This window comes from Pseudomonas corrugata (assembly GCF_050920615.1).
GTDB lineage: Bacteria > Pseudomonadota > Gammaproteobacteria > Pseudomonadales > Pseudomonadaceae > Aquipseudomonas > Aquipseudomonas corrugata.
The window spans coordinates 5,962,926-5,985,549 of sequence record NZ_CP130434.1; the positions used below are offsets into that span (position 1 = coordinate 5,962,926).

Annotated in this window: 21 protein-coding genes; 9 read left to right on the forward strand and 12 right to left on the reverse strand. The window is 60.7% G+C overall.

What is annotated here, in order from left to right; translation table 11 throughout:
• Positions 1-234: 234 nt before the first annotated feature.
• Together QZH45_RS26715 and QZH45_RS26720 are read left to right on the forward strand one after the other, a co-directional pair.
• Positions 235-1,425 (forward strand): colicin E3/pyocin S6 family cytotoxin, encoded by a 1,191-nt coding sequence (locus tag QZH45_RS26715; RefSeq protein WP_055135473.1) that lies wholly within the window; start codon positions 235-237, stop codon positions 1,423-1,425.
• Positions 1,422-1,652, forward strand: a complete 231-nt coding sequence (locus QZH45_RS26720) for a DUF7683 domain-containing protein (RefSeq protein WP_055135474.1) — start codon at positions 1,422-1,424, stop codon at positions 1,650-1,652. The genes QZH45_RS26715 and QZH45_RS26720 overlap by 4 nt, the downstream gene beginning before the upstream one ends.
• Before the next feature lie 14 nt (positions 1,653-1,666).
• On the opposite strand, the gene QZH45_RS26725 is transcribed toward QZH45_RS26720, so the two are convergent.
• Complete coding sequence (locus QZH45_RS26725) at positions 1,667-2,587, reverse strand: NADP-dependent oxidoreductase (protein ID WP_055135475.1); 921 nt, start codon at positions 2,585-2,587, stop codon at positions 1,667-1,669.
• A gap of 13 nt (positions 2,588-2,600) precedes the next feature.
• Positions 2,601-3,047, reverse strand: coding sequence for an ester cyclase (locus tag QZH45_RS26730; protein ID WP_055135476.1), 447 nt, complete (start codon positions 3,045-3,047; stop codon positions 2,601-2,603).
• A gap of 97 nt (positions 3,048-3,144) precedes the next feature.
• Between QZH45_RS26730 and QZH45_RS26735 the strand changes: the two genes are divergently transcribed.
• Entirely contained in the window at positions 3,145-4,056 is a 912-nt protein-coding gene (locus QZH45_RS26735) for a LysR family transcriptional regulator (protein WP_055135477.1), read from the forward strand.
• 177 nt (positions 4,057-4,233) lie between these two features.
• Here QZH45_RS26735 and QZH45_RS26740 read toward each other — a convergent pair whose 3' ends face one another.
• Both QZH45_RS26740 and QZH45_RS26745 read right to left on the reverse strand, forming a co-directional pair.
• Positions 4,234-4,677: a hypothetical protein gene (locus QZH45_RS26740; RefSeq protein ID WP_237140490.1), complete on the reverse strand. Its 444-nt coding sequence runs from the start codon at positions 4,675-4,677 to the stop codon at positions 4,234-4,236.
• Positions 4,640-9,490, reverse strand: a complete 4,851-nt coding sequence (locus tag QZH45_RS26745) for an RHS repeat-associated core domain-containing protein (RefSeq protein WP_069018340.1) — start codon at positions 9,488-9,490, stop codon at positions 4,640-4,642. Before QZH45_RS26745 ends, QZH45_RS26740 begins: the two co-directional genes overlap by 38 nt.
• A gap of 422 nt (positions 9,491-9,912) precedes the next feature.
• Here QZH45_RS26745 and QZH45_RS26750 point away from each other — a divergent pair, with 422 nt between their 5' ends.
• From QZH45_RS26750 to QZH45_RS26775, 6 genes are read left to right on the forward strand one after another with little or no spacing between them, the layout of a single operon-like run.
• Positions 9,913-10,536: a CDP-alcohol phosphatidyltransferase family protein gene (locus tag QZH45_RS26750; RefSeq protein WP_055134917.1), complete on the forward strand. Its 624-nt coding sequence runs from the start codon at positions 9,913-9,915 to the stop codon at positions 10,534-10,536.
• Between the two features lie 11 nt (positions 10,537-10,547).
• Entirely contained in the window at positions 10,548-12,305 is a 1,758-nt protein-coding gene (locus tag QZH45_RS26755) for a bifunctional alpha/beta hydrolase/class I SAM-dependent methyltransferase (RefSeq protein WP_024778391.1), read from the forward strand.
• Positions 12,305-13,642, forward strand: coding sequence for a phosphatase PAP2/dual specificity phosphatase family protein (locus QZH45_RS26760; RefSeq protein ID WP_055134918.1), 1,338 nt, complete (start codon positions 12,305-12,307; stop codon positions 13,640-13,642). The genes QZH45_RS26755 and QZH45_RS26760 overlap by 1 nt, the downstream gene beginning before the upstream one ends.
• A complete protein-coding gene (locus tag QZH45_RS26765; protein WP_055134919.1) occupies positions 13,632-14,087 on the forward strand; it encodes a hypothetical protein in 456 nt (151 codons plus the stop codon). The genes QZH45_RS26760 and QZH45_RS26765 overlap by 11 nt, the downstream gene beginning before the upstream one ends.
• A 9-nt stretch (positions 14,088-14,096) precedes the next feature.
• Positions 14,097-14,717, forward strand: coding sequence for a lysophospholipid acyltransferase family protein (locus QZH45_RS26770; RefSeq protein ID WP_055134920.1), 621 nt, complete (start codon positions 14,097-14,099; stop codon positions 14,715-14,717).
• Entirely contained in the window at positions 14,717-15,649 is a 933-nt protein-coding gene (locus tag QZH45_RS26775; protein WP_024778387.1) for a phosphatidate cytidylyltransferase, read from the forward strand. The genes QZH45_RS26770 and QZH45_RS26775 overlap by 1 nt, the downstream gene beginning before the upstream one ends.
• A 137-nt stretch (positions 15,650-15,786) precedes the next feature.
• Here QZH45_RS26775 and QZH45_RS26780 read toward each other — a convergent pair whose 3' ends face one another.
• The 8 genes from QZH45_RS26780 to QZH45_RS26815 all read right to left on the reverse strand — a co-directional run bounded on the left by QZH45_RS26780 (position 15,787) and on the right by QZH45_RS26815 (position 22,623).
• A complete protein-coding gene (locus QZH45_RS26780; protein WP_055134921.1) occupies positions 15,787-16,944 on the reverse strand; it encodes a glutathionylspermidine synthase family protein in 1,158 nt (385 codons plus the stop codon).
• A 12-nt stretch (positions 16,945-16,956) separates the two neighbouring features.
• Positions 16,957-17,658 (reverse strand): DUF1190 domain-containing protein, encoded by a 702-nt coding sequence (locus tag QZH45_RS26785; protein ID WP_024778385.1) that lies wholly within the window; start codon positions 17,656-17,658, stop codon positions 16,957-16,959.
• A 19-nt stretch (positions 17,659-17,677) separates the two neighbouring features.
• Positions 17,678-18,106, reverse strand: coding sequence for a DUF350 domain-containing protein (locus QZH45_RS26790; protein WP_024778384.1), 429 nt, complete (start codon positions 18,104-18,106; stop codon positions 17,678-17,680).
• Positions 18,107-18,121: 15 nt separating this feature from the next.
• The gene (locus tag QZH45_RS26795; RefSeq protein ID WP_024778383.1) at positions 18,122-18,781 is read right to left on the reverse strand and encodes a DUF2491 family protein; all 660 of its coding nucleotides are present in this window, start codon (positions 18,779-18,781) and stop codon (positions 18,122-18,124) included.
• The gene (locus QZH45_RS26800) at positions 18,768-19,802 is read right to left on the reverse strand and encodes an ion channel (RefSeq protein WP_024778382.1); all 1,035 of its coding nucleotides are present in this window, start codon (positions 19,800-19,802) and stop codon (positions 18,768-18,770) included. Before QZH45_RS26800 ends, QZH45_RS26795 begins: the two co-directional genes overlap by 14 nt.
• Positions 19,803-20,128: 326 nt before the next feature.
• On the reverse strand, positions 20,129-20,827 hold the full coding sequence (locus QZH45_RS26805) for a PspA/IM30 family protein (RefSeq protein ID WP_024778381.1): 699 nt from the start codon (positions 20,825-20,827) through the stop codon (positions 20,129-20,131).
• Positions 20,828-20,849: 22 nt separating this feature from the next.
• Positions 20,850-21,431 carry a YjfI family protein gene (locus QZH45_RS26810; protein WP_024778380.1) on the reverse strand — a complete coding sequence of 194 codons (582 nt, stop codon included), beginning with the start codon at positions 21,429-21,431 and terminating at the stop codon, positions 20,850-20,852.
• A gap of 358 nt (positions 21,432-21,789) precedes the next feature.
• Complete coding sequence (locus tag QZH45_RS26815; RefSeq protein ID WP_055134922.1) at positions 21,790-22,623, reverse strand: YfaP family protein; 834 nt, start codon at positions 22,621-22,623, stop codon at positions 21,790-21,792.
• Position 22,624 lies beyond the last annotated feature (1 nt).

The window sequence follows — 22,624 nt, forward strand, 5'->3', positions numbered from 1 at the left end:
ATATAGGGAAAAGCAAAGCACCCGAGAAACGATGTTATCGGTGCCAAAGGTCTGCTTTTTTTAATGGCTGGGTGCGAAGTTATTGGCTGCAACGCGCCTTCTTCGTTCACGCGCTCCAGTGTCCTGCGGAGCCTGAGGAAAAAGGCACAACCAATACAGAAAGCGCCTACAGCCCCAGCCTGAGCCCTTGGGTTAGCGTCTCTCCCGCATCGACTGGACGAGACCTGCCCCTCCGTGACACGCCAAAAAGACATCCCCCAAGTCAAGAACCCACCCGGCGGCGACGGGCATTACGTCACCTATCGGGACATGACACCCAGCGAGCTGGCCGAGCGTGAAGCCGGGCAACTGAAGTATGAAGCCATGCTTGCCCGGCAGGCCGCCTACGAAAAGGAACGCTGGGCCACGGTCGATAGAACGCCACTGCCCGTCACCGGCAGTGTGTTCGCCAAGAGCTGCAAGTTACCCGACGGCGTCATTGATTACCGCAACCCCAACGGTTATGTGCCGGCTGATTTGGTCAAGCAGTACGGTGACCTGGTTTGGCTCGGCGGCAGGCATGCCGATGGATCGGGGACTGTGCCCCTCAAGCAGATGGGCGCCGGCGCGGTAACCGCGTCATGGGGCAGACTTGCTCTCGGCGGCACCGCACTTGAAGCAACCGCGGCAACGGTGGGCGGCACCGCCGTCACGGGGCTGTTAACCGGCATGGTTGCCTTGCTCTGGCCTTCCAGCCTGGGTGATAGCGCCCTTTACTCCGAAGAACAGCTACACAACTTGAAGCAGGCCCGCAGCCGCATGCGCCTGCAAATAGAGCAACAGGCCGATGGCAGCCTCAAGGGCTATGGCTTCTATACCGGCCAGAACCGCGATTGGGAAATGGTCGACGTCGTCCACCTGGTCCCTCGCGCCGACCACTACATCGCCGACTTGGGTGACGGCATCGAGCTGATCTGGACGCCAGCCGTCGATCCGTCCGACACCCTGGGTATCCCCGCCCTGGAAGCGGCACCGCAGGCCCCTCCCATCTGGATCTACCCGCCCACGCCGATGGCCGACAGCATCATCGTCGATCCGATTTATCCGCCGGAGTATCGGGATTTCATTCTGGTGTTTCCGGTGGGGGCGGGGGTTCGGCCGGTTTATGTGGTTCTGAGTGTTCCGGGGGATCATAAATACCATAAGCCTCCAGCGCTGCTTCCAGCATTTCCAGATGCCAAAATTGCTCCATCAAAAACGTTTGTACGTGGCGGAGGCGTCAAACGTCGACGATGGAAGGATCGAGCAGGCCGGATCTACGAGTGGGATTCACAGCACGCTGCCGTAGAGCTATACACAAAACAAGGGAAGCATCTTGGTGAATTTAATCCGGTAACTGGCGAACAAACCAAACCTGCCGACCCAACCAGGAAAGTAGAAAAATGAAGCCCATCGTTGAAATTTTTGACAAGACAACCGAAGAGCTATTACAGAGCGTAAAGATTCCGAGCTCATATGTAGACCAGTTAGTAACTCTTATGAAATGGACAGAGCCGGAAGACTTTTGCTTTGTGTATGACCTAACGCCACAGCAGATAGCAACATTAGAGCAATGGACCCATACGACATTAAACGGCGACAACCGAATCATTCAAATTGTCTGCCTTGAATAGCATGCGGTTGGGGATCAGCCACCCGGGCGAATAACCACCTTCCCTCGAGCATGCCCAGTGGCGACCTTTTCCACCGCCGCCTGGGTTTCCGCCAGCGTAAAGGTTGAATCGATGATGATCTGCAATTGCCCCTCGCTGAACTGTCGGATCGCCTCGGGAAGGAAAGGCACGGCGCTGGCAAAGAAGACGAACTCACCCGCGTGACCGTCCCGACCCTCGATATTGAATTCCACCAGGGTAGATATGCGTCCGCCTGGACGCAGCACCTGCCAGGATTCCTCCAGCGTTTCGCCACCCAGGGTGTCGAGCACCAGGTCGATTTCGCGCACGCTGTCCAGGGTCTGGGTTCGGTAGTCGATGACTTCATCGGCGCCCAAGCTTTTCAGCAGTTCGAGGTTCTTCGCCGAGGCCGTTGCGATCACATGGCAGCCGGCGAGATGGGCCAGCTGGACTGCCATGCTGCCGACGCCGCCGGCACCGGCGTGGATCAGCACACGTTGGCCGCGCTGCAACTTGCCAATATCAAAAAGCGCCTGCCTGGCCGTGCCATACGCGGTCGGCAATGCAGCGGCCTGTTCGAAACTCATCGGCGCGGGAATGACGCACAGTTCGGAGGCGGCGATGACCAGATGGGTGGCGAACGCACCGCCATGCTCGGGGGAGGTTCGTCCGACCACTCGATCCCCGGTCTTGAGGACGCTCACCTGCTCGCCGACGGACTCAATCACACCGCTGAAATCGGTCCCTGGGGCATACGGGAATGCCACCGGGAAGATCGGCTGCATGTAACCGGCGAGTATCTTGACGTCCAGCGGATTGACGCTAGCGGCCTCAATACGCACGACCACTTCGTTGGGTTGTGGGTTTCGCAACCTCGCTTCGCCCTCGACGATGACATCCGGGCTACCGAACTCATTAATCAAAGCGCTCTTCATGGGAAAACTCCTTTCAGGCCTGGGCAGGGAACTGGCCGAGTTGAAGGAACAGGGCAAACCAGTCTTCCATGTGCCATGTCGTGGTCAGCTTCGCGTCACGGAACGTGTGGAATTCATGAATGCGGAAACTGACCTGCTTGCCGGTGGCGGCGATGCCGAAGAGTTCGCCTGCATGGGTGCCGGTGATTTCGGCGCGCACGCCCATTTTCCCGGGCTCCTGGACCATGTCGTGGACGACGATCCGCACATCCGGAAACGCCTGGACGAAGCTGCGAATGATGGCCTTGACGCCTTCCGGGCCAGGTACCTGGCCGGGTGCCAACGGGATGTCGTCCCAGTCACAGGTGAGTACTTCATCGACGAGGTCTGGCTGTTGGTCACTGAATGCACGGTAGAAGGTTTCAACGGCCCGGCGCTCGGCGCGCAGTTGTTCAGCAAGGTGGGTGGTTGATAGGGTCATTGGGGTTCTCGCCATTGAAGTGGGGTGGTAGCGAGAGTTTGGGATTGAGGGCTATGATCCGTCTAACAAATAACCGATATGAATGATTATTTGATTTATGGATTTTCATGGGATCGACCTGAACTTGCTGGTGGCCTTCGACGCACTGATGACGGAGCGCAATGTCACCCGCGCGGCGGCTCGGGTGGGTGTCAGTCAGCCGGCGATGAGTGCCGCGTTATCGCGGCTGCGAACGCTGCTTGGTGATGGGTTGTTTGCCCGCAGTGCCGAGGGGCTTTTGCCGACGCCTCGAGCTCGGGACCTGGCGGTGCCGATTGCCCAGGCGCTGCACCAGCTTCAAGTTGCATTGGTCGAGCGGCCCGAGTTCGAGCCTGGCAAGGCTTCGCTGGTGTTCAAACTCGGCCTCTCCGATTACCCGGCCTACGTGCTCCTGCCCGCGCTGTTGCAGGCACTCGCAGAGCAGGCTCCGGGGGTTTCGGTGAATGTGTACGCGTTCAATGACCGAGATCACGCGGTCGACATGTTGGACAGCGGCCTGATCGACGCGGCAGTGGGCGTGCCGCCGACCCAGGCGGCGGCGCGGATATTGAGCCGGACCGTGCTCACCGACGAATTCGTCACCATTGTCGCCCATGACCATCCGGTGGCCCGTCGCGCCATGACCCTGAAGACCTATCTGCAACTTCGCCATGTGCTGGTTTCGCCGGAGGGAGACTTGCACGGTTTGGTGGATCACGCCCTTGCCCAACAGGGCAAGCAGCGCGAACTGGCCCTGACGTTGCCACAGATGTTCGCCGTGCCCTCGCTGATCGCCCGCACCCGGTTGACCGCTACGGTGATGAAACGGGTGGCGATGGGCGCGGCGGGCAGCAACAAGCTGGTGATGTTCCCACCACCGGTGACGTTGCCTCGGATGGCGTTCGACCTGATCTGGCACCGGCGCAGCGAGTCTCATCCGGCACAGCAGTGGTTCAGGGGGTTGGTTGAGGAGGTGGCTGGGCGGGTTTGATTTACATTTGATCCGTTGGTGTCTGGCCCTGAGTTGACTCTCTTCAACAGTGGATGGTGGTAGCCCTGGCTCGGCCTCTTGAACTGAACGGAGACTGCTACCCCCGAAGTCACCCCTTAAGTCGCCCCCGAAGTCACCCCTTAAGTTGAGGGGCTTCTGAAAGCGAAGCACGAGACTTTACTCATCTATATCTTTTATAGACTCTAGCCAACGGAAGAAATAGTCTTTTTGTAGCTGAGGATCGCTCACTATTTGCTGATCTTCATAATCAAATATATTTACGAGACTCGCTCTTGAGGCACGTACACCCAAGACATGATCATATGCCACTATTCCTGATGACATTTGAGAGGACATGCTGGAAGGGCGCACGCTCAACTTAGCTCCTTTACATAAAAATTTTATATTGGAGTGCTCCTTGATAATTTCACCAAGGCATGAATACACATCCAGTCCAGAATACTTTTCTTTCCAGCCGCTTTTAAAGGTTAAAGAAATAGTTGATTTCGCAGCATCCACATCTAGCTGTGCCTCTTCCCTTTTGCCATCCTTGATAATCACGACAACTTGCTTCGTCATTTTTTCATTTCCTTTCTGGATTGGGCAAAGAATACCCAACATACGAACCATCCTTCTTCAACGGAGTGACCCCAAGGATATCTTCCGTCTTTATTCGATCAGGAATTGCGATCTCATGTTCATAGCTATAAGGGATATCCTTACGCGGCAGCTCCTTATTCACATCGCGCCCAGGGATTCTCTTTAAAACATACAAATACCCTTTTTGCGTCCCGTATCTTGTTCCAAAATCGATCCCAACATCGACATCGGTGGAGGTGCTTACAAAATTACTCAGCGGGTTTCTATTATCCAAAACATGAAGCCGTAAGTCAGTGCTTTTTCCCAAACTCACAAATCCTTCTTTAAAAATGACTTCTGGCGTTCTCAAATCTCCACGATAAAGAAACTTAGGTTTTGGTGGGGATAATTCGTCCTCCCCCACCCCAACCTTGGCAGCCGGATCCTGCTCCCCAACCGCCGGCCTGCACCCACCCTTCCCCGGGCAATCCACCAACCCCAACGGATCCACCCACCCCGTCGGGTTCAGGGTGTACCGGTAGCCATTGAGCCCACCCGCCAGTTTGCTCGGATCAGGGGTCAGGTAGCGACCCGTTTCCGGATTGTAGTAGCGGTGCCGGTTGTAGTGCAGGCCGCTTTCCGGGTCGAAGTATTGGCCCTGGAAGCGCAGCGGTTGTTCCAGTTGTTCGCCGCCGCCGTGCTCTATCGCTCGGACTTTGCCGTAGCCGTGGTAGCGCGCCGACCAGACGATCTGGCCGCCGTAGTTGGTCAGTTCCTGGGGCGTGCCCAGGTGGTCGAGGTGGTAGTAGAACGGGCAGGCGTTGAGGCCTTTGCCGTCGAGCAGTGCCAGCGGGCGGAAGGTGCCGGGTTCGTAGAGGTAGCTTCGGTGATGCTGGCGGCTGCTTTCAGCGACGAGTTGGTCGCCCTGCCAGAAGAACTCGGTGGTCAGGCCGGCCACGGTCTTGCTGATGCGTCGGCCGAAGGCGTCGTAGCGGTAGGACGTTTCGCGACCGTCCGCCGTGGTGACGCCGATCAGACGGTGCTGGCTGTCGTAGCGGTATTCGGTGACGAGGGCCTGAGCCTTGCCGCGGCGTTCGCGGATCAGGTTGCCGAAGGCGTCGTAGTCGTAGTGGCGGTCGCCCTCCATCAGCAGGCGATTGCCCTTGAGGTGGGTCGGGCCGGGGCGGTCCTGCATCAGCAGATTGCCGGCCGGGTCGTGGGCGAAGTGTTCCGCGGGATCGGTGTGGGAGTGTTCGATCCGGGTCAGGCGGTCCAGCGGATCGTACTGATACTCGCGCCGCCCTCGACGGCTGTCGGAAAGGGCGGCGAGGTTGCCCTTGGGGCTGTAGGCATAATCGCGCCAGAACAGCGTCTGCTGGTTCTGCAGCACGGTGTGGGCCTTGAGCCGGCCCTGTTCGTCATGTTCGTACTGGCTGAGCAGCAGGCCTTGTTGGCGCTGGTGTTCGCGGCCGCCACGCAACTGGTGTTCGGTGAGGCGTGCGCCGTTCAGGTCGATGGCGGTCAGCGCGCCACCCGGGGCGTGGTGGTAGTCGACCTTGCTGTTGTCCGGCAGGCGCAGGTGATTGAGCCGTCCGCAGGCATCGTAGCCATAGCGCAGGGTGCCCCAGCCCTGGTGCTCGGTGATCAGCCGGTCCTGGGCGTCGTACTCGAAGGCCAGCGGATGGTCGCTGCCGTCATCGATATCAACCAACCGGCCCAGCCCGTCGTAGCGGTACTGGATCGCCTGGCCGTCGGGCAGGGTCTTGATCAGCAGGCGTCCGGCCGTGTCGCGCTGGTAGGCAGTGACAAGCTGGCTGCCGTCGGCACCGAACTCGGTTTTCTCCAGCAGCTGTCCATTGAGGTCATAGGCATAGGCGGTGCGTTGGCCGTCGAAGCCGACTTGCTGTCGGATCAAGCCGCCGGGGGTGTAGTCCAGCTGATATTTTTCCCCGGATTCGTTCTCGATTTCGGTCAGCAGCAGCCGCGCCGAGTCGTAGCGGTAGTGCAGCGTGCTGCCGTCGGGATTGACGCGGCGGCTGACCAGGTGCAGGTCATCGGCGTATTCGTAGCGGGTGAGACGGCCCTGTTCGTCGCGCTCGGCGGTGACCTTGCCGTAGGCGTTGTAGCTCCAGTCGCGGGTGGCGCCGGTGGGCAAGGTGGTCTGCAGCAGCCGGCCCACGGCGTCCCATTGGTAGTGCGTCACCGCGCCGTGTTCGTCCTGGCGGGTCAGCAAGCGCCCCAAGACGTCGTAGGTAAAAAACCGCTGGCTGGCGTCAGGCAGGGTTTCTTCTGTCAGTTGGCCGAGCCGGTTCCAGGTGAAGCGGTGTTCACTGGTGTCCGGGTAGTGGATCGACAGCAACTGCCCGTGGGCGTCGTAGGCATACCGGGTGCGCTGTTGATCCGGGTCGATGGCTTCGATCACCTCGCCCCGGTCATTGCGCTGATAGGTCCATACGGCCTTGCCGCGGGCCCGGGCGTGCAGGAAACCGTTGCGGTATTCGTAGGACGTGGGCGCGTCTTCGGGGGGAATCAGCGCCACCAGACGCCCGACTTCGTCGTAGTGATATTCGGTGACGGCGCCCAACGGGTCCTGTTCGGCGATCAGCCGGCCTTGTTCGTCGTAGGCCTTGAGGTGTTCGCCGCCGTCGGGCTCGACCTTGCGTACCAACCGTGCGCGGTCGTCGTGGACATAGATTTCCTCGCTGCCATCGAGGTGGCGGACCGTGACGCTGCCGTCCTCGCTCCAGCTGTAGCGCGTGTCCATCTGCGCGAACGAGGCCCAGTGCCGCACGCAGCGGGCCGCCTGGCCGACGCCCTGCCATTCCCAGAAGAAACTCGCACCGCCAGCCAGTTGCCGCTGGAGGATGACGTGGGCATCGTCGTAGTCGTAGCGCTCGCTTTCCCCGGCGGCGTTGGTCGCTTCGATCAGCCGTGAGCGCGCGTCGTAGCGATAGGTCGCCAGGGTCTGCTCGGTACGCCAGGCTTCGTCCAGGGTGAGGGCCGGGTGAAAGCTCTGGTAGTCGATAGCCACCAGGTGGCGCTGCTCGTAGCGCAAACGCAGGCAGCGCCCGGCACCGTTGTCCAGGCGGCTGATGTCGCCATGGATGTTGCGCTGGATCGTCAGGCGGTTGTCGTAGCGGTCGCTGAGGGCGGTGAGATAACCATCGCGAAAGTGTAGGAAAGGCGCCTGTTCGCCGGGCTGGGCGACGATCAGTTCGTCCGGCTCGCTGCCCAGGTAGATGGCCGCCCGGGCCAGGCTGTTGTGGATCGCCGAGCGCTGGGCGTTGGGCAGCGGAAAGGTCGTGCGGCGGTTTTCCTGGTCGATCCAGATGACCTGCTCGCCCTCAAACAGCAAGCGGTGCGCCAGGGCATGGCTCCAGCCGCGCCCCAGGCCCACGTCCAGATCCGCCGCGCTGCTGCGGTACAGGCGGGTGAAGACAAACGGCAAGCGGCCATCGAGCGTGCCGTCGTCCAGGGTCAGCAGTTCTTCGCCAGTGACCATCGACACCGGACAGCCGTCGGTGCGGGTCAGGGCCGCGCTGTCGGCGCTGTCGCCGTTGGGGTTTTTCGATTGGGCCGGGGCGTCGTCGTGGGGTTCGTACTTGCTCAGCCGGGTAGCACTTTGGGATTTTTCCCGCGCCACGGCAGCCGGATTACTGACAGACAAGGACGGCCCGTGCTCAGGCGTGATCTGCAACGGGCCAACAGGGGTCGGCTTCAATGGCGCGCCCTGGGCGCTGATCACCACCGGTTTCAACACATCGGCATGCTGGTTGAGCCGGTCAGGGGCGAATTGGCCCAGCCGTTGGCCCGACGCCCGCAACCACTCCCGTGCTCGCGCGGACCGGAGCTGGTCAAGCACCTTGCCACTCATGCGCACGCCCAGGCCGAGGGTGCCGGTCAATCGGATCAGCAGAAAATTGATCAGCACCGAGACCCGTATCTGCCCGACGACTTCGGCCAGGTACTGGGGCGGCAACATCCGCAGCCAACTGGTGAATGCGGCCATGTGCACGAAGAGCAACGGCTCGTCGCTCAGCACCATCAGTCCCTTGGCAATGGCCTCGGATGAGGCCTTGAGCAACTGGTCGAGTTCGGCCTGGGTCAGGTACTCCAGCAGTTTCTCGCTGTTGGCTTGCAAATCCGCCAGCAGTTCGAAGATCTGCTTGACGTCATTCCACAGTGCCTGCAGGGCGTTTTCGAGGCCGCGCCAGTCGGCTTGCTGCAACAGGTTGTAGCGTTCGCGAAACCCGGCGTCGGAAAACTCCGCCCAGAGCGGTTGAAACTGGATTTCCCATTCCTCTTTCAGCCAGCCCTCGAGCTCGCCAATCACCCCCTGATAAGACGCATACAGCGCCTTGACGTGATCCACTGTGACCTCGGGGAAGAAGCTGATGCGATAGCGGCGCCCCCGCCAGCACTTGGGAATTTCCAGGATGCCGCTGGGGCCGATGACGTGATGGACCGGCTCGCCAAAGGTTTCCTTCCCCGGTTCACCGTCGATGACCGGTTCCAGCATCACCGGCGTGTTGCCGATCGGCACGAAACGCGCCGCCTGGAACATGTGCACCAGCGTCAGCGGGCCGCTCGCCGGACACGTCGCCATGGTGGCGATGAAGGGCTCATCCAGGTTTTTCGGCGCCGCCAGGGCTACTTCGTTGCCAACCTTGAAGACCTGCTCGATGTCCAGCGCCGAGCCGGTCCAGAAGCTCTGCGCCCAACTGTCGTAGTCGTTCAGGCAGTTGCGAAAATCCGCCAGCACCGCTGCCGCATCGGGCTGATCGGGGTCCATGGCCGCCACCACCAACAAGCCGATGGCGTTGTTCAGGCGCAGGAGTTTGTCGGGGGCAAACATGCAGGGATCTCGCGGTACAGGGACGGACGCGAGACTTTGCCGGGGCGAGCTGGAGAAATAAGTCAGGGAAGGAGGTATTGGCTGTAGGGCGATTCGCTAAATCCGGTCGCGATGCCATCGCGAGCAAGCTTTGCTCTCACAAGGGATCAGTGCTGGAGTTTGGGATTCGAGAGATCCGCAACTCCATGTGGGAGCGAGCCTGCTCGCGATAGGGTCGGCACAGCCAGCATCAGCGACGACTGACATACCGCCATCGCGAGCAGGCTCGCACACATTTGAATGGTGTTTCCATCCCAGGCTGATTCAGCACGAGATGTAGACCGAAGCTCATTCCCAACAAATACCCACCAGCAAACCCTCAACCTATCGTAATCTCGCAGCTGAATCCTTTACGCCCGCAACCGGCCCGAGATCCCGCCCCGATGCCCTCCATCTATCAACTCAAACCTGCATTCCAGAACCTGCTGCGCCCTACCGTTCAACGGCTCTACGACAAGGGTGTCACAGCCAACCAGGTCACCCTGCTAGCAGGCATTGTTTCCGTGCTGGTGGGTGCGGTGATCGCCTGGTTTGCCAGCCATCCGTGGGTGTTTGTGCTGGTGCCGGTCTGGATGTTCCTGCGCATGGCCTTGAATGCCGTGGACGGCATGCTGGCGCGGGAGTTCGGGCAGCAATCTCATCTGGGTGCCTACCTGAATGAGCTATGCGATATCATCGCCGACGCAGCCCTGATCCTTCCCTTTGCCCTGATTCCCGATGCCAGTCTGTTGCTCGTGTTGTTGGTCACGCTGTTGGCGGTGTTCAGCGAATACGCGGGTGTGCTGGGGGCGATGGTCGGGGCGTCGCGGCGCTATGACGGGCCCATGGGCAAGAGTGACCGCGCCTTTGTATGTGGCGTGCTGGCGACCGGTATTGCCTTGGGTTGGTTCGGAGCGCTGTGGGTCGATGGTGTGATGGCGGTGGTTGCTGCCCTGCTGGTTTATACCTTGGTCAACCGGGTCCGTCATGGCCTGGACCAAGTGAAGGAAAACGCTCCCTCAGCATAAAGGAACTTGCAATGCGCGAAGCTCAAGACCGGACATTCACCACCCATGATGGCGTGGAATTGTTTTATCGGCACTGGCCAGCCGTGGCCGCGGACCCGGGCGAACCCAGCAAGGCTGTGCTGCTGTTTCACAGGGGGCACGAGCACTCCGGGCGCATTGCGCATCTGGTGGATGAGCTGGACCTGCCCGGTTTCGACTTCTTTGCCTGGGACGCCCGCGGCCATGGCCAGTCTCCCGGAGAACGCGGTGACAGTCCGAGTTTCGCCACCAGCGCGCGGGACGTGCAGACCTTCTGCGACCACATCGGCGCGGCGCATCAGATCGACGAGCAAAACATCGCCGTGGTGGCGCAAAGCGTCGGCGCGGTAATTGCGTCCACCTGGGTCCACGATTATGCGCCGCGCATTCGCTCGCTGGTGCTGGCATCGCCGGCGTTCAAGGTAAAGCTGTATGTGCCTTTCGCCCGCCCGGGCCTGGCGTTGATGCGCAAATTTCGCGGCAATTTCTTCGTCAACAGCTACGTCAAGGCCAAGTTCCTCAGTCATGACCCGGAACGGGTGGCGTCCTATGACAGCGATCCGCTGATCACCAAGGCGATTTCGGTGAACGTGCTGCTGGGCCTGTACGAAGCCGCCGACCGTGTGGTCGCCGATGCCCAGGCGATCCAGGTGCCGACGCAGCTGTTGATCTCCGGTTCCGACTTTGTGGTGCATCGCAAACCCCAGGAACAGTTCTTCGAGCGACTGGGCAGCCTGCACAAGGAAAAACACATTCTGCCGGGATTCTTCCACGACACCCTGGGCGAGAAGAACCGCGCGCCGGCCGTCGCCAGTGCACGCCGTTTCATCCTGCAGAATTTCGCCCGCCCGCTGGACCGTCCTTCCTTGCTGGATGCGGACCGCATCGGCGCGACCTGTGCCGAGTCCGAAGCCCTGGCGACACCCCTGCCCCACAATTCACTGCGCGACCTGTACTGGCGCATGACCCGCGCCAGCATGCGCTTCGGCAGCAAGCTGTCGGCCGGGGTGAAGTTGGGTTTCGACACGGGCTTCGATTCCGGCAGCACCCTGGACTACGTCTACCGCAACCGCCCCACCGGCACCTCGCCGATTGGCAAGATGATCGACCAGAACTACCTGAACTCCATCGGCTGGCGCGGCATTCGCCAGCGCAAGCTGAACGTCGAGGAGTTGCTGCGCCTGGCGATGGGCAAGTTGCGCGAAGAGAATCGCGAGGTGCGCATCGTCGACATCGCCGCCGGTCATGGCCGTTACATTCTCGAGGCGCTGCAAGGCGTCAGCCCGTTGCCCGAGTCGATCCTGCTGCGCGACTACAGCGATATCAACGTGCGCGACGGCAGTGCGCTGATCGTCGAAAAAGGCCTGGGTGACATCGCCCGGTTCGTCAAAGGCGACGCCTTCGACCGCCAGGATCTCGCGGCGCTGGAGCCCAAGCCGACTCTCGCCGTAGTGTCTGGCCTGTACGAGTTGTTTGCCGATAACCAGATGGTCGGTGGCTCGCTCGCCGGACTGGCTGAAGCGGTGGAGCCTGGCGGTTACCTGGTCTACACCGGCCAGCCATGGCACCCGCAACTGGAACTGATTGCCCGCGCCCTCACCAGCCACCGTGCCGGCCAGGCCTGGGTGATGCGTCGGCGCAGCCAGGCCGAAATGGATCAATTGGTCGAGGCAGCGGGCTTTCGCAAGATCACCCTGCGGGTCGATGAGTGGGGCATCTTTAGCGTTTCGCTGGCGCAGCGCGTGCAGTGATGAGTGCCGTCATCGCACCGCCCCGCGAGCCCGCCCTGCTGAAACCGGCGGTGTGTTGGCTGCTGTTGCTCGCGCCGCTGTTCTTCGGCACCTACGGTTTCGCCACCTGGGTGACGGCCCAGCGCAGCGACGTCGGCAGCCTGGTGTTCGGCTGGGAAAGCCACATGCCGTTCATGGCCTGGACCATCGTGCCTTATTGGTCGATCGACCTGCTTTACGGCCTGTCGCTGTTGCTGCCCACCAGCCGTGGGGAACTGAAGCGTCACGCCTTACGCCTGCTCACGGCCCAGGCCATTGCGGTCAGTTGCTTCCTGATCTGGCCGCTGCGCTTCACCTTCCCCCGGCCGGAGATGGACGGGGTGTTTGGTTGGCTGTTCGAGGTGCTGGCCGGTTTTGACAAGCCATTCAACCAGGCACCGTCGTTGCACATCGCTTTGCTGGTGATTCTCTGGGTTTGCTATGAGCGGCACTTGCGGGGCGTATGGCGCTGGGTGATGCACGGCTGGTTCACGTTGATTGGCGTGTCGGTGCTGACCACTTATCAGCATCACTTTGTCGATGTACCGACAGGCGCACTGGCCGGTTGGCTGTGTGTCTGGTTGTGGCCGCTGGACCGGCCGAGCCCGCTGCAGAGTGCCCGCCTGACGTCTGATCGCAGCCGTCTGCAATTGGCCCTGCGCTATGGCGTGGGTGCGGCGGCGCTGTTCATCCCGGCGCTCGCCTTTGGCGGCGCATGGCTCTGGCTGATCTGGCCGGCGGTGGCGGTACTGTTTGTGGCGCTCAATTATCTGCTGTTCGATGCCGGCGGCTTCCAGAAGCGGGCCGATGGCCAACTGAGCCCTGCGATACGCTGGTTGCTGGCGCCGTATCTCGCCGCCGCCTGGATCAATTCCCGCTGGTGGACGCGCAACCATCCGCAGCCGGATCACGTGACCGACAACGTCTGGCTGGGTCGCATTCCCACGCCACTGGAGTTGAAAGACAGTGCGTTTACCGGGGTGCTCGACCTCTGTGCCGAAATGTCCATGGACAGCACCGGGATTGCCTATCGCTCGCTGCCAGTGCTCGATCTCACGGCACCGACCCGCGAGCAATGCCTGGAGGCCGCGCGGGCCATTGAACAACTGCGCCAGCGAGGGCCGGTGCTGGTCTGTTGCGCCTTGGGTTATTCGCGCAGCGCCACCGCCGTGATCGCCTGGCTGTTGCACAGTGGCCGGGCGGCCAGTGTCGATGCCGCGATTGTGCAGCTCCAGCGCGTCCGCCCCCATATCGTTTTGCATCAGGCGCACCGTCAGGCGCTGGAGCCACTGCGCAAAGGCCATCGCCATGAGCAGTGATATGCAACTGCACGCCGTGGCGAGCCTGTTGCGTCGAGGCCATTCGCTGGACCAGTTTTCCACCGGTCTGACCCTGCTGGCGGCGCTGCTGGGGTTGGGGCAATGGCTGGTGGGCAGCGTCGACCCCTGGTTGCTGCTGTTCAGCATCACGCTGTTCAGCCTCGGCGTGTTGCAAAAATACTGGGCGTTGCGCGTGGCGTTCGATGCCGATCTGTTCCAGCACGTGGCTGACGGTATCCAGCCATTGGCCGAACGCACCCAGGCACTGGATCAGGCCTTGAGCACGCTAGGCCTTCAGCCGGCCGAACGCGCTGGCCGCCCCTGGAGCGAACGCAGCCACGGCGCCTTGCGGTTGCTGCGCAGGCAGTCGCTGTTATTGGCCGCACAGATTGTCTTGACGCTGGGCTTCATCCTGGCCAGCCCTTGGTTAGCTTTTACAGGATAAGGAATCCTCATGCTCGAACCCGTCGTTGCCAACCTCATCACCTCCGCGGCCCGCATGGTCACGGGCGCCCGCAGCCTGTGGCTCGGCAGCGCGCCGCAGCCGGTGCAGCGGATCTATTTCGCCAACCACAGCAGCCACGGTGATTTCGTGCTGCTCTGGGCCTCGCTGCCGCCGGCGCTGCGCAAGCTCACCCGGCCCGTGGCGGGTTCCGATTATTGGCAAAAGAGCCCGGTGCGTCGCTACATCATCAACCGGGTGTTCAACGGCGTGCTGGTGGATCGGGAGCGCAAGGACCCGTCCTACAACCCTCTGCAACCGATGCTCGAAGCCCTGGACAATGGCGACTCGCTGATCATTTTTCCCGAAGGCACGCGCAACCCCGACGAAGGCTTGTTGCCGTTCAAGAGCGGGATCTATCACTTGATGAAGAGCCACCCCGAGGTCGAGGTGATTCCGGTGTGGATCGCCAACCTCAACCGTGTCATGCCCAAGGGTCGCGTGCTGCCCCTGCCGCTGTTGTGCACCACCAGTTTCGGCGCACCGCTGTGCATCGAAGAGGGTGAAAGCAAAGAGCATTTCCTTGAACGCAGCCGCGCTGCGCTGCTGGCACTGGCCCCGGAGCACGTCTGATGGATCGATATACCCTGATGTTGTTTGGCGGGATTGGCGCGATTCTGGTGCTGGCCTCGCTGATCGGTTTCATTCTCAAGCTGAAGACCAAAGGTACGCCGAACTCGGTCATCGACAACCTCAACGCGCGAATCAACGCCTGGTGGATCATGGTGCTGGTGATCGGCGTCGCGTTCTGGCTCGGCAATGCGGCGGTGATCCTGCTGTTCTATGCGGTGTCGTTCTATGCCCTGCGGGAATTCCTGACCCTCACACCGACCCGACGCAGCGATTATCCGGCGCTGGTGGCCGCGTTCTACCTGGCGCTGCCGCTGCAGTACCTGCTGATCTACTACGACTGGTACGGGCTGTTTTCGATCTTTATCCCGGTGTACGTGTTCTTGCTGCTGCCGATCCTGGCGTCCCTGGGGGGCGACAGCACGCACTTCCTGGAGCGTGCTTCCAAGGTGCAGTGGGGACTGATGATCGCGGTGTTCTGCATCTCCTTCGTCCCGGCACTGCTGACCTTGGACATCGCCGGTTTTGAGGGACGCAACCTGCTGTTGATCGCGTACCTGGTGATCGTGGTGCAATTGTCGGACGTGCTGCAGTACGTGTGCGGCAAGCTGTTCGGCAAACACAAGATTGCGCCGAATCTGTCGCCGTCGAAAACCGTCGAAGGCTTTGCCGGCGGTATTTTCCTGGCTTCGCTAATTGGTGGAGCGCTGTGGTGGATCACGCCGTTCAACCCTTGGCAGTCGTTCCTCATCGCCTTGCTGATCAACCTGCTGGGGTTTGCCGGCGGCATCGTCATGTCGGCGATCAAGCGCGACCGTGGCGTGAAGGATTGGGGGCACATGATCGAAGGCCATGGCGGCATGCTCGACCGGTTGGACTCGGTGTGCTTCGCCGCGCCGATCTTCTTCCATCTGGTGCGGTACTGGTGGACCTGAGGAGTAGGAGCTGTCGAGTGCAACGAGGCTGCGATCTTTCCCCTGACACTTGAGTCTCAAGCGAAAGATCAAAAGATTGCAGCCTTCGGCAGCTCGTACAGTCCAGCCCGGCGGGAGCAAGCTCCCTTGCCACGGTATCAGTCAAGGATCAGATGCGGCAGAAACCGGCTGGAATCCTTGGTGATCAGGCTGTTGTCTTCCCGCACACCAATGCCCGCGGCCTGGTCGCCGATGACCCAGGAGCCGATCAGCGTGTAGCTGTCGTCGAACTTCGGTAACGGGGCAAATTCCTGGAGGATGAACGGCGCGTCGGTGTACGGGCCGTCTTCCTTCACGATCAGGCCATCAGCGGTTTGCAGCTCGATGTTGGCACCTTCCCGGGAAAAGAACGGCTTGCGCACCCAGCCCTTGGGCACCGCTTTGCTCGTGTCGGTATCCAGGTGGGCCGCGAGCAGGTTCGGGTGGCCTTTGTTGAATTCCCACAGCAGCGGCAGGATGCCTTTGTTGGAGATGATCGACTTCCAGGCCGGCTCGAAAAACTGCGTGTCACATTGGGCAATCGCGGCGCCAAACGGCTCGTGGAAGATGAACTCCCAGGCATGCAGCTTGAACAGGTGGGGAATCCAGCGCTCTTGCAGGTCGACAAAACGCCCGTCACTGTTGAGGCCGATGTCTTCGACATCGATGTGCCGCGATTCAATGCCGACTTTTTCCGCGATCAGGCGCAAGTAGTCCGTGGTGCCCTTGTCTTCCACCGAGCCTTTCATCGAGGCGAAATAAAACGGCTCCTTGAGCTGCAACTGGGCAAAGGCCTGGTGCAGCTTGGTATCGATGCTGTTGAACTGGTCGGCATGAGCCGGCAGCAAGCCGCGTTCGATGCATTGCTCCAGCCAGCCCCACTGGAACGCCGCCGCTTCGTAGAGGCTGGTCGGCGTGTCGTAGTTGAGCTCCAACAGCTTGGCGGGGCCGCTGCCGTTGTAGGAGAAGTCCATGCGCCCATACAAGTGCGGGTGGCCTTCAAGCCATGAAGTGCGCACCAGGTCGAAGAACGGCGCGGGAATGCTCAAACGTTCCAGCAACTCTTCGCTCTGGACCACGCGGGCCACGAGGTCCATGCACATTTCATGGATCTCGGTGGTCGGGTCTTCCAGGTCGGCCTCGATCTGCTTGAGGGTGAACTGATAGTACGCGCTTTCGTCCCAATAGGGTTCGTCGTCGATGGTGTGGAACAGAAAGCCGAGTTGCTCGGCGGTTTGTTTCCAATCATGACGTTCTGCGCAATGGATCTTCTTCATGGCCCTCGTTCCTCAGCCGCCAAAGCTGCTCGAACCGCCCCAACCGCTGCGGGCGCTGGACTTGCTGCCGAAGCCACCGCGAGAGGTGGAGGATGCGACGGACATCGGCTTGCTGGTCTTGATCGAGTCGGTATAGCTGCCGTACCGCGCCTGGTTGGACTTGGTGAAGGTCGAGCCTCGGGAAACTCGCTGGCTGAGCGTCGAAGACCCGAAGTTGCCGCGATCATCGCGGTAACGGTAAACCGGCTCGGAGTAATAGCTGTTGCGGTTGCCGCTCAACATATTGCCGATCAGCATGCCGGTCAGCAGGTTGCCGAAGCCCGAACCACCGACGTTCGCTTCCGAAGCCGGCAATTGGGCCCGGGCGGCGTCGACCTGGGATTGTGTGACTTCGCCATCGGCGCTCAGTTCGAAACCACCCAGCTTGGGGATGAACTGGCCGGATGAGTCCTGCTGGCACCAATCGGGGACGAAGTCAGCATCGCAATCGGCCTGACTGACGTAGGTCGGCGCGATGCGACGATGCTCGGCCATGGCGGTCATGTAGGCGTCGGCGCAGATGTCAACCGGAAGCTTTTCATCGACACATTGCTGGACGGACTGGAAGTTGTACTTCTTCTGCAACTTGTAGGTTTTTTCCGTTGGCCCACAGCCGGATATCGCCAGGGCGACCGACGCGGCCAGCGAAAGCTGAACGTACTTGCTTCGTTTCATCGGGTTCTCCGTGGCGCAATCAGTTCGAGGAAGGCGTCATGCACGCGGCGTTCAACATGCCCACGCTGATGGCCACGGCGGCGATGTAGATACCCGCGGCGATTTCACCGTTCTTGATGCGCGCGGAAGCGCCCTTGAGCACCAGGCTGGTGACCAGGAACGCCAACAACTGGACGACAGCGGCGATCACTGCCCAGACGACGAAATCCAGCATGTTGATCGAGTAGGCGATCACGTTGCTGGCCGGAATGGCGAAACCGATGACGGCGCCGCCCAGGGCAATGGCCGCAGCCACGTTGCCCGAGCGGATCAGTTCGAATTCCTTGTGCGGCGTGACGCGGGTGTAGATGAACTGGAACAACGCGAACAGCACGGCGGCGCCGAGGATGTACAAGACAAAGCCGAGCACGGCGGCTTTGTTCAGGGAAATGGAGAGCGCTTCAAGCATGGATTTCTTCCTTATTCAAAGAGTGTTCAGGTCAGTGGTGTACAGCGAAATACCCAGCGAAGTACTCAGGCTGACGGCGCCTTCGGCGTCTTCTTCAACGGAGAACAGCAGGAACTCCCGGCGATCCGTCAGGCCGGTGTCGCGGGCGTACAGCATCGAACGGTGCTCGATGCTGTAGGACTCATCCGGATTGCTCACGCGCTCGCTCAACGCCACCAACTCTGTCTGGCCAGCCTCGGTACCCCATTCGCGGGAGTACTGGACGCCATCGTGGGTGTAGGTCGGCAGGCCGATCAGGCTTTCAGGGCCGGCCAGGCGACGCAACTCCGCTTCACTGTTGATCGTGACGTAGCTGAGGTAGTTGAACAGGATCACCGACTCGACCTGCCCTGCGATATCGCCGCTGGTGTGCACTTGCAGCCAGTAGTCTTCGTCGTTCATGTAGCAGCGCGACAGCCAGTTCGACTGCCCGAGGTCGACGATGCCCAAGCTCCAGATCTGTTGGGAGGCCGGGATGACCACGGTGCTGTTGCCGTCGAGCAACAACTTGAGCGTCGCATCGAACATGACCTGCTTGCCGGAGGCCAGGCCAAGAGGCCCGGTGACAGACGCGCTATGACTGGCGGTGTTCGCGTTCGGGGCTTCAAGCCCCATCAACTGTTTAAACCACCCCATGGGAAATTTCCTTGAGACGCGCGGAGGCGATGTAGAAAAGCTCGCCACCCACGACTCGGGTGGCGCCGGGCGGATTGATCGACGGCTGGCGAGCACCCTGGGCGCGATAGCCAATCAGCGTAGCGTTGTGCTGCTCTTTCAGCCGGGCATAAAGCTCGCCAAACGTCGCTTCAAACGCCTCGGGGAGCTTCATCAGGTACTGAGTGGCGCCCTGGCCGACACAGAGCAATTCGTTGATGACTACCGACGAGCCAGGGTCCTGGGAGGCACGCACCAGCATTTCGATAGCCATGCTGGAGGTGCATTCCAGACTGGGGGCGTAGGCGCTGGCGAGAGCGGCGATTTCGCTGTCATTGAAGTGCGCGACCACATGCCCGATCGGCCCCAGTTGATTGACCGCCAGCACCGTGGCCAGGGTCAGGTCGTCGGAGTGGGTTCGTACCAGCACGCGTTCGGCCCCCGGCACGCCGGCACGCTGCAACAACGCGACGGAGGACAGGCTATCGCCCTTGATGAACGAAGTCTTGCCGGGCATGGGGTTTTCTTCGAGATCGCAGTCGCAGATGACGATCAGGTTGTCATTGGAGGTTTCGTCCTGCAGGAGCAATTCGATGACCCGCTCGCTGGAGGCGCCCTCCCAGCCGATTAGAACCGTGTGGCCGACGTTGCCGGTGAAATCGCCTTTGCCCTTCATGCCTTTTCTCCATACATCGATGACGCTGCTGGTGGTTTTGCCGATGACCGTCGTCAACAGGGCAATGCCCCCGAGCATGATCCAGGTCGCCACGAAAATTCGCCCGGCGGATGTCTGTGGCAACAAATCGCCATAGCCGACGGTGAGCGTGGTGGTGAGATAGAAGTAGATAAATGTGGCGGCGGCGATGAGGTGTTGCTCGCCCAGCAGCACCAGGCCGATCCAGGCCGTGGCCAGGTGCACGCCCACCGCAATGGCCAGGCCCGCCCAGCCGAACCGATGAAAGAAGGACGCAGCGAACGTGCGCAACAAAAGAAAAATCGACATTTCGTCCCTGACTCCGTGGGGCTTTGTTCCTGGCGAGGTCATCGCACTGACGTCTGACGGCTCGAGCATAGTGGCCGGACAGCATTAAACCTGCTGCGCAGCTTGGATAAAAGTACCTTCACGACAATTAAATCCGTCGGGTGCCGGACACTACTGTGGCAAGGGAACTGCGTAGGAGCTGTGTAGGAGCTGTCGAGTGCAACGAGGCTGCGATCTTTCCACCCACACTTGAATCTCAAGCGAAAGATCAAAAGATCGCAGGCTTCGCCAGCTCCTACAAAGTCCAGCGAGCATACCTCGCTACAGGTTTGCTGTGCGCGAACCGATTACTCAGCCGATTTTTTCTTCAGGCGTTCCAGGATCGCATTGGCGCTGCCTTCGTTTGGCGTGATGCCAGCATCGCGCAGTTTGCGCTCCAGGTCGGAGCCGGTCGAAGCCTCGGCCAGTTCGTCCTGGGCTTGCAGTTCAGCGGCCCGTTGCTGTTGCTTGGCCTGCAGGCGATTGAGCGTGCCGACGGCGGTTTCCAGCTTGCCATTGGCGCCGCCGCTGGCGATCGAGGCACTTACCTGGGCCTTCTGCACGCTTTCGCGGGCCTTGGCCATATCCACCTGCTGACGCAGGCTCTTGATGCGGGCTTCGGACTTGGAGATGTCTTTGCGCATGTTGTCCGCGTAACCGCCAAATTCGGTCGCGTGCTTTTGCTCGGCGTCCAGTTCGTTGGTCAGGGTCGAAATGGCTTCGGCCACTTCCAGCGCCAAGTCTTCGCGGTTGGCCTGGATCGCGGCCAGGGCCTTGGCTTCCAGGTCCTTGATCTTGGCGTTGTATTCGCCGACGCGATCAGTCGCCAACTTGTGCTTGGCCATGATGGTAACCAGTTCACGCTTGGCGTTGGCGAGCGCGCTGTCGGCATCGCGGATTTCCTGGTCGAGGATGCGCAGGGCTTGTTGGTCGACGATCGACTCGCCGACTTCGTTGGCACCGCCACGCAGTGCGGTGAACAACTTGCTCCAGATGGACTGAGTCATTGGATGGTTCCTATTCGGCGAATTAAATGAAAAAGCGTTCGAAGGCTTCGCTGGCGCGCTGGACGTTGTCGACGAGGGTTTTGACCTCGGTCACGACGTTGGTCAGGCTGGAGTCGGAGCTCAACGCACCGAACATGTTGTAGACAACCTGTCCGTTGGGCATGGTCTCGATGCCGATGGACGACAGAGGGAACATTTCCCGGCTGCGCAGCACGGCGTCATTGAATGCCGCGACGTCGTTGATCGACTCGACGTCCACCAGGACGGTGTCGACGATAATCTGGTCACCGACCACCGCGATGTAAATCGGCAAGCCACCGAAGTCGTTCATTTCCAGCTTGATGCTGGATTCGGAGCCTTGCACGAGGGAAAGGGTGATGTCGCTCGCGACCACTTCGTCCAGGGCCTGAAGGGCGCTGTAGAGACGATCAATGTTCCAGTTGTTACCTGCGCTCATGTATTCCTCCAACATGAATGAGCCAGCCAGAATCGGTTGGCGTAGCTGTTTCTCCATTTGCTTGAGCAGGCTTCGGTTTTCGGGAAGCACCCAAGTCTCGTGTTTCACATACCCGGCGGCACTCAGGCCCGCGCGCATCTGCTTCATGTAGAAGCTCGACGGCTTTTTCGCGGAGGGTTTGGCGCGCTCTCCCGTGCGGCTCGCTGAATCGGTCACAGACCCGTCAGGCGGATCTGATGGAGAGCTGGTTGACATGGTACTGACCCCACTGTGAATAACTCACGCGTGAGAAACACTACAGGTAAGCTCTGAACCTCACAATAGCTCACGCGTGAGATTTTTATCTGTCATAAATGCCGACGCTCTTGTGGGAGCTGAGCTTGCTCGCGATGGTGATGGGCCAGCTTGCATCGATGTTGGATGCAAGACCGTCATCGCGAGCAAGCTCGGCTCCCACAGAATATCTCCACAGGCTGCGGCATTAGTTGTGGCTACCGATGGCGGCTTACGGATAGCTGAAACTTTTTACCAACGTCAGCTCGCCCACCGCCCGCATCGGCACGACGAAGGTTTCCATCTTCTCGTTCGGGGTGCCTTCTTCGGTGATCACGGTGACCTGTGCGGTGGTCAAGGCTTGTTGCGCTTGTTCTCCACCGCCCTCACCGTCCTCGCTGTCTTCCTGATAGCGATAACCGCCGCCGTAGTAGTTCACATACACCAGGTATTGGCCTTTGATCGGCGCGGGCATGGCGAAGATTTCCGGGCCGTAGCCTGTGGTGACGTCGACGTCGAGGGCGCCGCCGTTGGGGGCGACGCGGTCGCCGTACCAGATGTGGGCGCCGTCCGGGGTGATGACGTGCAGGTCCAGGTCGGTGCCGTCGCTGTCCCAGGTCAGCAGTACCCGCAGCTTGGCCGGGGTGGCGCCGCCGCTGGTGTTGAGGAACTGGGTGCGATGACGATGCTGGCCATCAGGGCTGCGCACTTCGACGCTATTGCTGCCGTTGGGGAACGAGAACGGCCGGTCGAAGCGACCTTCCTCATCGAGCTTCAGCGGCAGGGCCACACCGTTGACGATGAGTTTCCCCGGCTCGTTGCTGTCCTTGGGCATGACCTTGATCTGACCAGTGATGCGTGCAGTGTTGGCCTGGCCCTGGGGCGTATTGACCGACGAGGCCGGGTAATTGACGGTCTGGCTGAAGTTCTCACCTTCGCCGCCCGGCGCCCCGCTGCGCCACCCACCAATCGGAGTGTCGAGTTTGATCCCATCGGCAGCAACGGCCAGGGGCAACGCGGTCATGGCGCAGAGCAACAGCAAGACCTGTGGATAACGGAGTGTCATG